Raw genomic sequence first — 13,441 nt, 5'->3', positions numbered from 1 at the left:
TTAATTGAACTGTCTCTTTTTGTTCAAAGTACGTTTGGCTATCGGCTTTGATAAGTTTAGCTAAACGTTCCAACTTATCTTCTTCTGTATCAGGAGGTAAAAAGCCCTGTAGCTCTTACTTGTGGTTTTGCTTGCTAGCGGTTAATGCTGTAAGTTTATCCATGCTTACACTCTAAAGTGGAGCATCAGTTTTTCAAGTCGAGATATACTCCGAAAATATACCTCAGTCATAGAGATACATCTTATTCTATCTTAGTGGAAAGCATTGGACAATAAAAAAGCCAGAAAGGCTTAACCTAATTGGCTTTTATGGATTTCAGTGTATGTTACTGGAAAATTTATTGGTGGAGGCGGGGGGATTCGAACCCCCGTCCGCAAGGGCTACACAACCGGCGCTACATGCTTAGTTTAGCGTTCGTTGTCGCATTGTGCAGGCCCGCTAAACGTAGCGAACACAACGCCAGCCATCAAAAGTTTAACTATTTATTAGACAGCACAATAAATAGCGAGTTCGCAAGATGACTCCACTGACCAGAGTGCGAACCCTCTGGGGTGAAGGCTTAGCCGGATTAAGCGGCTAAAGCGAAACGCTGGTCATTCGCGTTTATGTTTTTTTTTAAAACGGTTTTACAAGGCGTCTTAGCTTGGCATGCTCCGTCTGCTTTGCAACTCACGTCAAAGCCCAAAATGCGCCCCCGTTTAAGTTGTCTAGCTATTATAACGCCAACCGCATCTGCATCATTGCCGTCGGTAACAGCTGATTATCAGCACTCACGCGCAGTGCTGCTTTTATTTTAAACCGACGCAACAAAACCGCTGCTTCTTCATCATTAGCGATTAACAATGCCGTAGCCGCAGCATCGCTAATAGCGCCGGCGTGTTGCTGGTGTGCGCTGATAACCGTAGCGACACGGTTACGTTTCGCTGGCATGCCACTGCGCGGGTCAATCACATGATGATAGCGGCGTCCGTCGTGAATAAAAAAGCGCTCTCCACCACCCGATGTGGCAATGGCTTCACCATCGGCAAGATTGATTGTGCCAACCGCACCTGCATCAGTCGCCGGCTGGATGCGTACTCGCCACGGCCGACCATTGTTGGCACCCATAGCGAGAATATTACCGCCAATATTAATTAACGCATCGCGAACACCGTGATGGTGCAACATGTCGCGTGCCGCATCCAACGCCACCCCTTTTGCCAACGCGCCAAAATCAAACTGCGTTAGCGGGTGCGCTATCCGTAACTGCTGTGCTTGAATATTAACAGCCGCCATACTGGGCGCATTGGCCAGATATTGTTTCACAGAGGAAGGCGGTGGTGGCGCAGTGGGTGGTTTATCAGAATGAAATCCCCACAAAGCAAACAGTCTGCCGGCAGCGGGATTAAACAAACCACTACTGCGTTCGGAATAATCTGCCGCCTGCACCAGCATGACCGCCATCGGCTCGCTGAGTGTAAACGGCAAGTTTTGGGTAGCAATTGCTCGGTTAACCGCCAGCAACTCACCCTCACGCCAAGCATGAAAACGTCGGTGTATGCTTCCAAAATACGTAAAAACTTCGGCAATCACTGCCGCCGCCCGTGCTTCTGGCAAACCGTTAACAGTTATCTTTACACGAGTACCAAAAATTTCAGTTTCGCGTACGACAGATGGCGGGCCAGCACACCCCGCCAACAACAAAACAATGACGAGGCTAAGCCGGCACCAACACCGCACGGACTGTATCCAGCACATCTTCGGCCAGGTCATCTCCCGTTTGATCGCGCACCTCTCGCAAGCCAGTAGGGCAAGTGATATTAATTTCTGTTAAGTGCTCGCCAAGCACGTCCAAGCCGGCAAAAATAATACCCGCTGCCAACAACGTGGGAGCGATATCTTCGGCAATGCGCCGTGCCGCAACACTAAGCGGTCGCGCCTCTGCCAGCCCACCCGCAGCCATGTTGCCACGATGGTCGTTTTCTCGCGGCAACCGCGCCAACATCCATGGTGCCGGTTTGCCACCAATAACAAATACGCGATTATCACCCTCACGCGCCGCCGGTAGATAAGTCTGCGCCATAATCAAATCACGTCCGTCACTGCTGAGCAAATCTACAATAGCAGGAAAATTTTTGTCTTGTGGTGGCGATACGTACACTCCTCGTCCTCCCATACCATCCAACGGTTTAATAACTGCACCATCATGCGCGGCATGAAAATCCGCAAGTGCCTTGGCGTCGGCACTCACCATAGTGGGAGCAATATGGTGCGGAAAACGAAAAATAGAAAGTTTTTCGTTATATTCACGCAACGCTCGCGGTGCATTGACGACCGGCGTTCCCATTGCTATCGCCGCATCCAACAATAACGTATTCATCATAAATGCTGCATCTGCCGGCGGTTCTTTGCGCATTAATACGAGATTAAAAAAGTCTGCTGCATAATCGCCAGATTCTTCTACCGTATACCAAGAAGCGTGCTCTTCAACGACTCGCAACTTTTGAGCGCTTACCTGCACACCGCAGTCATGCAGACTCCAATCGGCAAGTTCGCAAGCATAAATCTCATCGCCGGCACGAGCCGCAGCCCGCATCAGTGCGACAGTGGAGTCTTTTTGAGGCTTCAACCGCGACAGCGAGTCGGTGATAAAGAGAAAACGCACAGAAAAAATCGTCCGCTCAAGCAACCCAAATATTGCTTGTTTCTATATCAGTAATTAACGCCGGTCTCAGTGCGGTCTTCAACAATATCAAAATTTACACTCACATCAACAAACTCACCCGGACGATAAGGTAAATAACCGTTGGAGCTTCTACCGCTGTATTCGTAGGTTACATCATAACCGGTAATAATTTTTTTGGGACGCTCTTCGTGTACACACACTCGCCGTTTTTTGTTCGGTTTTCTGACAGTATGTACAGTATCTTCAGTAGTTGCGCCGTTTTGCAACTGATTGCCAACAATAGAACCAATGAGTACACCTACGCCGGTTGCTGCAGTTTTACCACTGCCTCCACCCACTTGGTTACCAATAATACCACCGGCAATGCCGCCGATAATCTCTCCTTCTGTAATACCTCCATCATCAGCAGCAATTTCACTACCCAACAACACACCCACACCGGCAGCCGCATCACGCCCACTACCACCACCAATAGCACTACCAGCTGCACCACCAATTATTCCGCCAATGATTTTGTCTTGCGTTGAAGAAGAGGAAGAAGTTGTTTGTTTTGCTCGGCGATTTTCATAATGGCAGACTTCCACCGATTCATAGACAGTTTCAACGATGGGAGAGTATTCTATAACTCGCGCTCGCGCAATAAAGCTTTCAGATTGAGCGCTGCTACACAAGGCAAGAGCAGTAAAAAAAATAGCTTGCTTTTTCATAATGATGTCCTTATTTAGAATGTTAATTTGATAAAAATATTTACACCTTTTCTAATTTTACTCTCGTTCGCTCATAGTCTTCTTGAAAAGCGACTATTTCCCAACAAACCGTTGTATTTTGTTACGCTTTCGTGCGCAAGGCGGCAGCCTCCGCATGCGCAAATAATCCTTCGGCGCGAGCCAGTGTGACGGCATCAGCGGCAGGGATACGTGCCCCCGCCGCTGTAGCTTGAAAAATACCCGTGCGTTTGATGAAGTGGTGAACTCCCAGCGGTGACGCAAACCGCGCCGTTTGTGCCGTCGGTAACACATGGTTAGGACCGGCACCGTAATCTCCTAACGGTACACACGAGTATGCGCCAATAAATAAGCCACCAGCGTTGTGAATATTTGCCGCCACTGCCGGCGCATCGGCACACATAACCTGTACATGTTCGGCAGCAATATCATTAGCCAATTGGCAGCATTCACCAATATTCGCCGCCGTGATAAGCGCACCTCGCGACACCAGTGAGTGACGTGCAATCGCCGCTCGTGGTGCCGTTTCCAACTGCCTTACAAGAGCCGCCGCTACTTGGTTTAGCAGTGCAGCGTCGGGACTGACGGTAATACATTGCGCTCGTTCGTCATGTTCGGCTTGAGCGAGCATATCCGCAGCCACCCATTCAGGATTAGCGGTGTCATCACAAACAATTAATACTTCGGAAGGACCTGCCAAAGAGTCAATGCCTACGATACCGCACAATTGTCGCTTGGCTTCGGCTACATAAGCATTGCCGGGGCCGACGATAACATCAGCACGCGGGACTGTGTCCGTACCCAACGCAGCGGCAGCCACTGCCTGAGCGCCACCCAAAGTAAATACTTTGTCCGCACCAGCAATTTTAGCCGCAGCTAACGTAATTGGCGGTACCGCACCATCTGCCACTGGCGTTAATAATGTAATCTCACGCACACCAGCAATTTTTGCGGGAATGACGCCCATCAGCACCGAAGATGGATATGCCGCCCGCCCGCCCGGCGCGTACACCGCTGCCCGCGCTACCGGCGTAATACGTTCTCCACACGTATTACCATTGAAATCGGTGTACTGCCATGACTGAGGCAACTGCCGCCGGTGGTATTCTTCAATTCGCTCCGCCGCCGCACGCAATGCCGCTTGCAGTTCTGGCGCCAACGACTCATGTGCTTGAGATAATGTTTCCGCAGGCACTACCAATTTTTTTGCCGACTCTAGCGGCGCACGGTCGTACTGTACAGTCAGTTCCAGCAATGCCTTATCGCCGTCGGCACGCACTCGTTCAATAATATTAGCAACGACAGCACTGACATCTTCGTCATTCAACTGCCGCCGCAGTACCGCAAAAGAATTAGCGAAATCAGGTGCGCTTGTGCGCAATTGAGGAATCATGATTTTTCTAGTAGTGCCGCCATATCACGCTGCAATGCAGCCACAGCAGGAAGACGTCGCGTCGCCGTACGATTGACAATAAGCATGGCAGAAATATCCATAATTTTTTCTTTTTCTATCAAGCCATTTTCGCGCAACGTCCGACCACTGTCAGCTACATCTACCAACATATCAGCCAATCCCACCAGTGGCGCCAATTCCATAGCACCGTGCAATTTGACAATATTTACCTGCCGACCACGAGCGGCAAAGTGCGCTTTTGTTAAATTAGGATACTTTGTTGCCACCATCGCCGGACGATTGCCTGCAGTATTTTCATCAAAACCAAGTGGCGTGGCAATAACTAACCGACAGGTGGCAATGCGCAAGTCCAGTGGCGAAACAATTTCTGACATAGGTTTTTCAGCCAACACATCACCGCCAGCAATACCAGCCTGTGCTGCACCACGGGCGACAAACACTGGCGCATCCTGTGCCCGAACCTGCACCAAACGAACATTGTCCGATGCGGTAGGAATAATTAGCTGCCGCGAACGCAATGCCTCCTCATTCGGCGAAAAGCCGAGTGCCTGCAACAACGACAGTGCTTCCTGCCAAATGCGCCCGCGCGAAATCGCCAAAGTTAGCATAAGGATAAATTATAGCCGTTTGCTTGCTCTGCTACGGGTGAACATAAAAGGCCTCTTTTTCGCTATTCGTAATCTAGCTAAAAAATTGAGCATTTACCTCATAATGACATTTATCTGATTCATCGTTATCAATATTTTTAATCCATTGTAAATATGCTCTTTTTTGCTTTTGACGTGTACGGCACTCTTGTAGATACTTCCGGTATTAGCAAGGCTTTAGCCACGCACGTAGGCGATGACGCTACCGCCTTTGCTTCTCGCTGGCGTGACAAACAACTGGAATATTCCTTCCGACGAGGATTAATGCGTCGTTATCAACCTTTTGAGCAGTGTACCCGCGAGGCGTTAAATTATGTTTGTTTAGAACGAGCCTCAAATTTAACGCCTACCATTCGGAATACACTGATGGACGCTTATGCAAAATTGCCGCTGTTTGCCGACGTAAAAAATACATTGACCGCGTTAGCCGCCGCAAATTGTAAATTATTTGCCTTTTCCAATGGTGCTCAGACAGCGGTACAGGACTTGCTTACAGTGAATGACATTGCAGAATTATTTATCGATGTAATAAGCGTAGAAGACGTGTGCTTGTTTAAACCGGCACCCGAAGTGTATGCACATTTTTTGCGACGCGCCCATGCCAATGCCAATGAAACATGGTTAGTGTCAGGTAATAATTTTGATGTGCTCGGAGCAAGTGCCGCTGGCTGGCGCACAGCGTGGGTGCGCCGGGACGGAGAAACACCCGACCGGTGGTCAGATTATGCACCTACCACTGTTATTACTGACTTACACGAATTACCCGCTGCAGCCGGTATTGACAACAAAGATTGTTTATAAATCCCCCTTATAATCGTCGCCATGACTTTATATTGGGATGAGCCGTACCGCCGCGACATTTGCACCGTTATTACTCAAGTAGAAACGGCTACAGATGGAATTAAAATTACCTGCAACCAAACTGTTTTTTATCCACACGGCGGCGGTCAACCCGGAGATACTGGACAACTCATCATCAACGGACACACTTTTAAAATTATTAACACCACCCGCGAGCGCGAACACAACATCATCTGGCATCATTTACAAGGCGATGTAGCTCCAGCTGTTGGCGATATGGCTTCTCTTATTTTGGACTGGCAACGACGACATCAACTCATGCGTACGCACACCGCTATGCACCTGTTGTGCGCCGCCGTTAATGCGCCGGTTACCGGCAGTAATATTTCGGGACCGTTGCGCGGTCGCATTGATTTTGACAACGACGGCACCACCGACAAAATGGCTTTAGAAGAAAAAATAAATAACTGGGTGCATGCCGACGTGCCAGTCACTACCCGCTGGGTAGATGAAAAAGAACTGGACGATAATCCGTCGCTGGTGAGAACGCTGTCGGTATCGCCACCACGCGGTTCCGGTACCATTCGACTGGTGGAAATTGCCGGTATTGATTTGCAAGCCTGCGGCGGCACACATGTTGCCCGAACCGAAGAAATTGGCACGGCACGAGTAATTAAAATTGAAAATAAAGGTCGTATCAACCACCGCGTGATTGTTGAGCTTACCGATTAGCATGACATCTAGTCGCCGAGTGCTGTGGGGAATGGCGCTGATGACGTTGGCTATGCAAATCGTTCCCATCACAGACGCCATTGCCAAATTACTCACTGCTAACAGTGGCTTGGGTGTTGCGCAAGTCGCGTGGGCGCGGTTGGCAGTGGGCACGCTATTTTTACTACCACTGGGCGCTTCTTCTCTACCGTTGCGTAGCGGCAAACGCGCCGTTTGGCATGCACTGCGTCCGCATTGGCTACGTGGCACTTGCTGGGCGGGAGCGTCTTTATTTTTCTTTGCCGCAATCAAAGATAACCCGCTACCCAATGCGTTAGCACTAATATTTATCGCGCCGCTATTTGTCACTATTACTGCACCACTACTACTGGGTGAAGCTTTTTCATTTCGTTGCGTGGCGGCAAGTGCAGTCGGGTTTATCGGTGTACTTATTGTGCTGCGCCCAGCTGCCGATGATTTTTCGCCGGCACTATCTTTGGCGTTAGTAGCAGGTCTTTGCTATGGCGGTTATATTATAGCTACACGATATGCTCAAAGCCGTAGTGCCGGCGGCGACGGACACACAGCATTTATGGCGATGCTCACCGCCGCCATCATCAGCACCCCGCTAGCCTTTTTAGACTGGCAAGCACCTACCGCTGGCGACTGGCTGTTAATAATCACCATGGGCGGACTATCGGCACTGGGGCATTTCACCATTGCTAAATCGTGCAAATATGCCGGTGCTTCACAAGTCGCACCTTTTCATTACACCGAAATTATCGGCGCCTCCACCCTAAGTTGGTGGCTGTTTAATGAATTGCCAACCGCTAACACCACCGTTGGCATTATGCTAATTATTGCCGCCGGCATTTATGTGTCACTGATTCAACAACAGGAAAATCTTTCACACTAATCACCGCCCGACTCAATAGCGCAAAGTTGTCCGTACAGCGTCATCACATTTACTTATGTTTTTTATGTATTAGTAACCGCCATGCCTATTGCTGGATAGAGTAAAATGTTCGCATGCGCATTATTTTCATCCTTTTGTTGTGTTTTATTTTTATTAATTTGTTTATCGGCTTATTTCATATGTTGCGTGATCGCAGCGGCAGCAACAAAACCGTGCGGGCGCTCACTATTCGCGTAGGATTGTCGGTTTTGCTATTCGTGTTTATTATTGTTTCCTCTCAGTTTGGGCTTTTTCCCAAATAACATACCGCCAGCTTCCTATTTATCGCGGCAAATTATCTTTTTTATTTAACCATTCTCGCAAGCGTTGTAATCGGAATATCTTTTTCTAAAAAACAATTCCTTCTGCTGCCAGAAATTTTTTAAAATCATTGGTAATACGCTGCAACGCTTCATCATTGTTACCTTCAAAGCGCAACACCAAAGAAGCGGTCGTGTTGGAAGCCCGCACCAAGCCAAAGCCATCAGCATATTCCACCCGCAACCCGTCAATATCTACTATTTTTTTCATGTCGGGAAAGTGCACTTTGTTTCGCAAATCACGCACAAAAGCGTGGCCGTCTCGTGCACCAATGGACACCACAATTTCTGGTGAGGCCGCGCTTGAGGGAATGTCCCTCATCACATGGGGATTGTTGCCAATAATGGCAACCAACCGAGCACCGGCAAGTAACGCATCATCAAAACCAAACCATTGTTCGGCAAAATAAAAATGCCCGCTCATTTCACCGCCCAACAGTGCACCAGTCTCTCTCATACGCGATTTGATAAAGGCGTGCCCCGTCGGCTGCATGTCGGCAATGCCGCCATGCTGTTCAATCCACGGCGCTAAATTAGCACTACATTTGACATCAAATACCACCCGTCCGCCATGGTGGCGACTCAACATATCTTGTGCCAGCAACATCAATAGCCTATCGGGAAAAACCCAGTCTTCCCGCCCGGGTAGTAACACGCCCAAACGATCGCCATCGCCGTCAAATACTATCGCTATATCAGCGTCGGTTTCATTCAATTTTTTGCGGGCGGCAATAAGATTTTCTGGCTGCGCAGGGTCGGGGTGGTGATTAGGAAAATTCCCGTCCACATCACAATATAACGACGTCACCTGATGCCCTAGTTTTTTATACAGCATCGGTGCATAGGCACCTGCCACGCCGTTACCGGCATCCACTACTAAATGCAGCGCCCGTGCAGTGGGCACAGCACAGCACACAGCGGCAATATAGTTTTCCAATACATCAACGTTTTGTCCCTCTGCTGTTGGCGCGCTACCATAATCTCCTGTTTCAATACGTCGCCTCAATTCCTGAACGCCATCACCTTTTAATGTACGCCCAGCAATAAGCATTTTCATGCCATTGTGAGCGGGCGGATTATGACTGCCGGTAACCATCACGCCACTCCCACTACACAGTGTTTGCGCGGCAAAATACAATACCGGCGTCGGCGCCATACCAATATCAACAACCGATACCCCGCCGGCACACAGTCCTTCCGTTAGTGCCACGGTCAGCGGCTGGCTAGACAATCGTCCATCGCGCGCCAATGCCATACTGGTGGCACCGGCATCCAAGGCCTCGGCGGCGAGAGCACGACCAATGGAGCGCGCCGCATCATCAGTAAGCGTATCATTATAAATACCGCGAATATCGTTTGCTTTAAAAATATTAGCCGCAATTGTCATTGTTTTATTCTAGTATTTGAAATTTAAAATTGATTAAGAATTCATATATTGGTTGAAAAAATCGCCCATCGTAGCGGCCAGCCAATTAGCCGGCTTACCAAAAAAAGCGCCGTGTCCACCGTGCCGAGGACGACAAAAACTAACCGCTGATGACGCCTTAACTGGTAGCGAGGCTACTGGTACCATTGGATCATTTTGCGCGTTTATACACAACAACGGCGTTTTCATTCGCAACAGGGCAGTATAGGCTGATGCTCGCCGCCAGTATGCTTGGGCACTGGAAAAACCATGTACTGGTGCAGTGTATAGTTCATCAAAATCGCCAATAGTGCGGGCACGGCGCAGCTTTTTTAAATCACATATTGACGGGTAGCGTGCCGCCTTAACCAGCACTTTAGCACGTAGTAGTTTTAAAAAATGCCGCCCATATAGCAGGTGCGGAAAACCACTATTGAGATGATAAGCAGCGGCAGTTAAGTCCAGCGGCGCACTCACGGTTGCCGCTGCACAACACGACTCTGTTTCATCAGTAGAGTCCAAACAACGAATCAGCGCATTGCCACCTAATGACACACCAGCGGCAAAGGTGTACGGCCGAACAAAAGCAGCACGACACCAATTTAACATCCAGCGCACCTCGGCACCGTCGGCGGCGTGATAGGCGCGCGGCAATCGATTCATGTGGCCACAAGAACGAAAATGTGGCACCGCCACTGTCCACCCTTGAGCGATAAAATAAGATGCCAGTAGGCGTATGGTGTGACTTTGCGCACATCCTTCTAATCCATGAAACAAAGTTAGCAAGGGCATTTTTTCATCGCCCATTACATAACTAAGTAAAATTTCATCGCCTTCCGGTGTTGGAATAACACGATTTTCAAATGACTCTTGATTGCGTTCATAAAGTGATGCAATGGTTTCCATATGACCGGAAAACAGCCACCATGGGCGGCGAAACGAATCCGTCTGCATACCAGCGACATTGGATCCAGAAGGCACTTGCGTCATCATCGTGTATTTTACCCGTGCCCGATACAAAAGGCTAAAAAGCGGCTCCTCGCACTGACGAACAACACAGAACGGTTGTTTTTTCATGTGACACAACTTGTCTTGCTTTAAAAAACACCGCCCTCAAATGTTGTGCATTTTTAGCAACCGTTGTGCGAACAGGCACTCACGTTAGATTAAACGATTAAATCTACCACGGTCAAGATAATAGCGATAAATAATGCTGCCATAAAAATTCCGGCAATAATGACATGATGCGGCTTAAGTGTATTCCAATCAGTTGCTGCAGCATTTTTGCGGCGAACCCCAAAAAAAGCGAAAATAACAGTTTTAGCAGCAAGCAAAAAGGCTTTCACTGAGCGCCTTCTACCTCAAAAAAAGTATATGACAACGCCACCGTGTTGATATCCTCAGGCATGGCAGCATCAATAATAAACACCACCGGTGCCTCCCGCACTTCATCGGGCTCCATTGTTAGCTGATCAAAACAAAAACATTGAATTTTTTTGAACCACGCTCCGGCACGCGCCGGAGCATAAGATGGAATAGCCTGACCAACCAAGCGACGATTGCTAAGATTTTTAAGCGTATAGATAACACTGTATGTTTGTCCCGACTCCACACTGTCCATTAGCCGCACACTGGGACTCATTGACACCAATCCGCGGGCGTTGGTGTCCAATTCCACCCGCAAGCGGCGATTGGGATCAACGGCAATATCATCCGTGTCGGCAGGATTAAGTAAATTTTTAATGCCCGTTACTTGACAGATTTTGTAATACAGCGGCACCATCGCATAACCAAAACCAAACATCATCACCGCCATCAATGTTAATTTAGCAGCGGCAAGTGCGTTAAATTTGGAAAGCGTAATATTCATAATAAATTCTTGTTAATTTTAAAAGCCAAACATATGATCTAGCGCAAAACCGCTGTTCTGCCGGACACCGTGATAACCAAACAGACGGCAGGTACTATCACGCACCAAAATATAGCCATTGTCGCCAGCCTGCTGCAAATCAGTAGCATTGAACATTTCATCAGCAAAAAACAACCGCGAGCCGTTGGCAGGAATAGAAAAAGCAGTACGGGATACATCTTCTCCAGCTGCATTTTTGAGCTCCAGTATAGTGCTGGAATACGCATGCCATTGTGAACAAACCGCGTAAGTTAGATGGCAAAAAACGCGTGCCGGCGCTGGCATCAAGCGCAAAAATAGACGGGTGCTGAGTCCCGGTGGCGGACCTTTGTAAGACTGCGGTTCACTGCGAAAAGTCATGATGTGATTGAATAAGTGTGCGCCAAAACTAGTGTCAGCGCCGTGACCAGAACGTTTGTCCGTGTAACGAAACAATGCATGCAGCCAACCATCCATCACTCCATTCGCATCTAAATCGTACTGCAATTCCACATGACCACCACCAGCGGGGATGTTAGCGGCGAGCGCTGTTAAATCTACTTGCCGAGTATGATTGCGCGGCAGATTGCCTAAAGCTTCGCGGGCGATTTCATTACCGTCAGCATCATAGGCAACGGTAATAATAGGCAAAGAGGTTTGCGCCGTAGACATCGGCGTGGGCAAACACTCACTAACGAATTCATCTGGCGGCAAAATCGGTGCAGGCAAGATAAAACCTTTACCCAAGTGTGCGGTCAAACGGCGAATGTTCTCATCGTGCTGCAAGTCATTGCGCTCTACATTGGGATGATTAATACGACTCCGACCCGCTTTAATAATTTCATAACGTGGACGCACAAACCACTTGCCAGCTTGAATTTCCAATTGCTGTGGCCAGCGCGCGTTAGGTAGCAAAGATGACACGTCTACAGCACAGCTAGCAAAGGGAGCAATTTCTTCGTCCAGCCAAGCAATATTGTTATCACCCATCAGATTTAACCCGATTTCACTTGCAGCAATCGGAACGGGATGCGAATTTTGCACCCACAGCAACACCTTTTCATCCGCCATGGGCGCAGGCAACCCAGCGTACAAATCCGCCGGCCAAGCGTTAGCATCATGCGTACAACTAACTTCTTCTTCGCCGCCGCCCGTATCAATTACATACTTGACGATATCGTGCCCGGCACCATTAACCACTGAAATAAATAATTGTCCACAAAAATCGGACAACCCATGCTCAGCACGCAATTGGCGACTATCAATCACCACGGTTTGATTAGCGTGTTGCAGCGGCACTTCAAAATCCAGCAACACGTCACCGCTACCTGCAAACAAGCGACACCATAAAAATGTACCTTTTGCACCATAGCCTCCCCAATAGTTGGCGGTGACCAGCCGCGAATGTTTACCCGCTTCATCACGAAAGAAAGCAAAATTGGTGGCGAAATTAAGTTTGTCTAAATAATTGCGTTTGTTGGTGAGCAATCGCCCAGGAATGCGCATCTCGTCCAGCGTCACCGTAACGCAACCGGCAGGCAACAGCCCGCTGATTTGATCTAACAGCAACCCGGCGTCAAAAACCGGCATAAACAATACATCTATATCCGCGTGCGCAAGCTCGGTAACTGGACGATGGTCATGCCCCAGCGTTTGTTCATTAAGTAAAAACGTGTCACGGACGAAACAATCAGTAAAATCATCGGTTCGCAAGCCGTGCAATGCGGAAAAAGCCGTTAACTGCCCCAGTGGGTCATAGACGGCAGCTCGCCGAGCTGTGCGAATTTTTTTCAAAATAGCGGCTCCACCAGTAACCGCCAAAGGATGACCAAGCGCCTTAAAATAAGAAAATCCGCCGGATTGATTGCTAAACGTTTGGATGGGCAATGCCATTATTGTTTTACCAGTC

General features: G+C 48.7%; 14 protein-coding genes and 1 other RNA gene. 4 read left to right on the top strand and 11 right to left on the bottom strand.

Annotation, left to right across the window (positions count from 1 at the left end; genetic code table 11):
• Nucleotides 1-342 precede the first annotated feature (342 nt).
• From ssrA to hisG, 6 genes are all read right to left on the bottom strand, one after another.
• Nucleotides 343-697, bottom strand: a transfer-messenger RNA (tmRNA) gene (gene ssrA / locus NQX30_00915).
• A gap of 18 nt (nucleotides 698-715) precedes the next feature.
• On the bottom strand, nucleotides 716-1,720 hold the full coding sequence (locus NQX30_00910) for an FAD:protein FMN transferase (GenBank protein MDM5146949.1): 1,005 nt from the start codon (nucleotides 1,718-1,720) through the stop codon (nucleotides 716-718).
• Nucleotides 1,698-2,669 carry a glutathione synthase gene (gene gshB, locus NQX30_00905; protein MDM5146948.1) on the bottom strand — a complete coding sequence of 324 codons (972 nt, stop codon included), beginning with the start codon at nucleotides 2,667-2,669 and terminating at the stop codon, nucleotides 1,698-1,700. The genes NQX30_00910 and gshB overlap by 23 nt, the downstream gene beginning before the upstream one ends.
• Nucleotides 2,670-2,692: 23 nt before the next feature.
• A complete protein-coding gene (locus tag NQX30_00900) occupies nucleotides 2,693-3,373 on the bottom strand; it encodes a glycine zipper 2TM domain-containing protein (protein MDM5146947.1) in 681 nt (226 codons plus the stop codon).
• 121 nt (nucleotides 3,374-3,494) lie between these two features.
• Entirely contained in the window at nucleotides 3,495-4,784 is a 1,290-nt protein-coding gene (gene hisD / locus NQX30_00895; protein ID MDM5146946.1) for a histidinol dehydrogenase, read from the bottom strand.
• Nucleotides 4,781-5,413: an ATP phosphoribosyltransferase gene (gene hisG / locus NQX30_00890; protein ID MDM5146945.1), complete on the bottom strand. Its 633-nt coding sequence runs from the start codon at nucleotides 5,411-5,413 to the stop codon at nucleotides 4,781-4,783. Before hisG ends, hisD begins: the two co-directional genes overlap by 4 nt.
• A gap of 153 nt (nucleotides 5,414-5,566) precedes the next feature.
• Between hisG and NQX30_00885 the strand changes: the two genes are divergently transcribed.
• From NQX30_00885 to NQX30_00870, 4 genes are all read left to right on the top strand, one after another.
• Nucleotides 5,567-6,253: a haloacid dehalogenase type II gene (locus tag NQX30_00885; GenBank protein MDM5146944.1), complete on the top strand. Its 687-nt coding sequence runs from the start codon at nucleotides 5,567-5,569 to the stop codon at nucleotides 6,251-6,253.
• 21 nt (nucleotides 6,254-6,274) lie between these two features.
• The gene (locus tag NQX30_00880; protein MDM5146943.1) at nucleotides 6,275-6,985 is read left to right on the top strand and encodes an alanyl-tRNA editing protein; all 711 of its coding nucleotides are present in this window, start codon (nucleotides 6,275-6,277) and stop codon (nucleotides 6,983-6,985) included.
• Nucleotide 6,986: 1 nt separating this feature from the next.
• Nucleotides 6,987-7,880 carry a DMT family transporter gene (locus tag NQX30_00875; protein MDM5146942.1) on the top strand — a complete coding sequence of 298 codons (894 nt, stop codon included), beginning with the start codon at nucleotides 6,987-6,989 and terminating at the stop codon, nucleotides 7,878-7,880.
• 113 nt (nucleotides 7,881-7,993) lie between these two features.
• Nucleotides 7,994-8,182 carry a twin transmembrane helix small protein gene (locus NQX30_00870; protein MDM5146941.1) on the top strand — a complete coding sequence of 63 codons (189 nt, stop codon included), beginning with the start codon at nucleotides 7,994-7,996 and terminating at the stop codon, nucleotides 8,180-8,182.
• Nucleotides 8,183-8,267: 85 nt separating this feature from the next.
• Here the strand turns inward: NQX30_00870 and NQX30_00865 are convergent, their stop codons facing one another.
• From NQX30_00865 to NQX30_00845, 5 genes are all read right to left on the bottom strand, one after another.
• Nucleotides 8,268-9,626 (bottom strand): phosphomannomutase/phosphoglucomutase, encoded by a 1,359-nt coding sequence (locus NQX30_00865; protein MDM5146940.1) that lies wholly within the window; start codon nucleotides 9,624-9,626, stop codon nucleotides 8,268-8,270.
• Between the two features lie 33 nt (nucleotides 9,627-9,659).
• The gene (locus tag NQX30_00860; GenBank protein ID MDM5146939.1) at nucleotides 9,660-10,721 is read right to left on the bottom strand and encodes an alpha/beta hydrolase; all 1,062 of its coding nucleotides are present in this window, start codon (nucleotides 10,719-10,721) and stop codon (nucleotides 9,660-9,662) included.
• A gap of 89 nt (nucleotides 10,722-10,810) precedes the next feature.
• A complete protein-coding gene (locus tag NQX30_00855; GenBank protein ID MDM5146938.1) occupies nucleotides 10,811-10,990 on the bottom strand; it encodes a DUF2970 domain-containing protein in 180 nt (59 codons plus the stop codon).
• Complete coding sequence (locus NQX30_00850; GenBank protein MDM5146937.1) at nucleotides 10,987-11,514, bottom strand: cytochrome c oxidase assembly protein; 528 nt, start codon at nucleotides 11,512-11,514, stop codon at nucleotides 10,987-10,989. Before NQX30_00850 ends, NQX30_00855 begins: the two co-directional genes overlap by 4 nt.
• 18 nt (nucleotides 11,515-11,532) lie before the next feature.
• On the bottom strand, nucleotides 11,533-13,425 hold the full coding sequence (locus NQX30_00845) for a hypothetical protein (GenBank protein MDM5146936.1): 1,893 nt from the start codon (nucleotides 13,423-13,425) through the stop codon (nucleotides 11,533-11,535).
• Nucleotides 13,426-13,441: the final 16 nt, after the last annotated feature.

Source organism: Candidatus Persebacteraceae bacterium Df01 (assembly GCA_030386295.1).
In the GTDB taxonomy this organism is placed as follows: domain Bacteria; phylum Pseudomonadota; class Gammaproteobacteria; order Tethybacterales; family Persebacteraceae; genus Doriopsillibacter; species Doriopsillibacter californiensis.
The sequence above is the reverse complement of the archived record's forward strand: the minus strand, read 5'-3'. Positions and strand labels throughout refer to the sequence as shown.

Bases quoted from the DNA above. Each gene is read 5' to 3' on its own strand.
- NQX30_00880 (MDM5146943.1), top strand. From the start codon at position 6,275: ATGACTTTATATTGGGATGAGCCGTACCGCCGCGACATTTGCACCGTT.
- NQX30_00860 (MDM5146939.1), bottom strand. From the start codon at position 10,721: ATGAAAAAACAACCGTTCTGTGTTGTTCGTCAGTGCGAGGAGCCGCTT.
- NQX30_00875 (MDM5146942.1), top strand. From the start codon at position 6,987: ATGACATCTAGTCGCCGAGTGCTGTGGGGAATGGCGCTGATGACGTTG.
- NQX30_00885 (MDM5146944.1), top strand. From the start codon at position 5,567: ATGCTCTTTTTTGCTTTTGACGTGTACGGCACTCTTGTAGATACTTCC.
- NQX30_00870 (MDM5146941.1), top strand. From the start codon at position 7,994: ATGCGCATTATTTTCATCCTTTTGTTGTGTTTTATTTTTATTAATTTG.
- NQX30_00900 (MDM5146947.1), bottom strand. From the start codon at position 3,373: ATGAAAAAGCAAGCTATTTTTTTTACTGCTCTTGCCTTGTGTAGCAGC.
- hisG (MDM5146945.1), bottom strand. From the start codon at position 5,413: ATGCTAACTTTGGCGATTTCGCGCGGGCGCATTTGGCAGGAAGCACTG.
- hisD (MDM5146946.1), bottom strand. From the start codon at position 4,784: ATGATTCCTCAATTGCGCACAAGCGCACCTGATTTCGCTAATTCTTTT.
- NQX30_00865 (MDM5146940.1), bottom strand. From the start codon at position 9,626: ATGACAATTGCGGCTAATATTTTTAAAGCAAACGATATTCGCGGTATT.
- NQX30_00850 (MDM5146937.1), bottom strand. From the start codon at position 11,514: ATGAATATTACGCTTTCCAAATTTAACGCACTTGCCGCTGCTAAATTA.
- NQX30_00845 (MDM5146936.1), bottom strand. From the start codon at position 13,425: ATGGCATTGCCCATCCAAACGTTTAGCAATCAATCCGGCGGATTTTCT.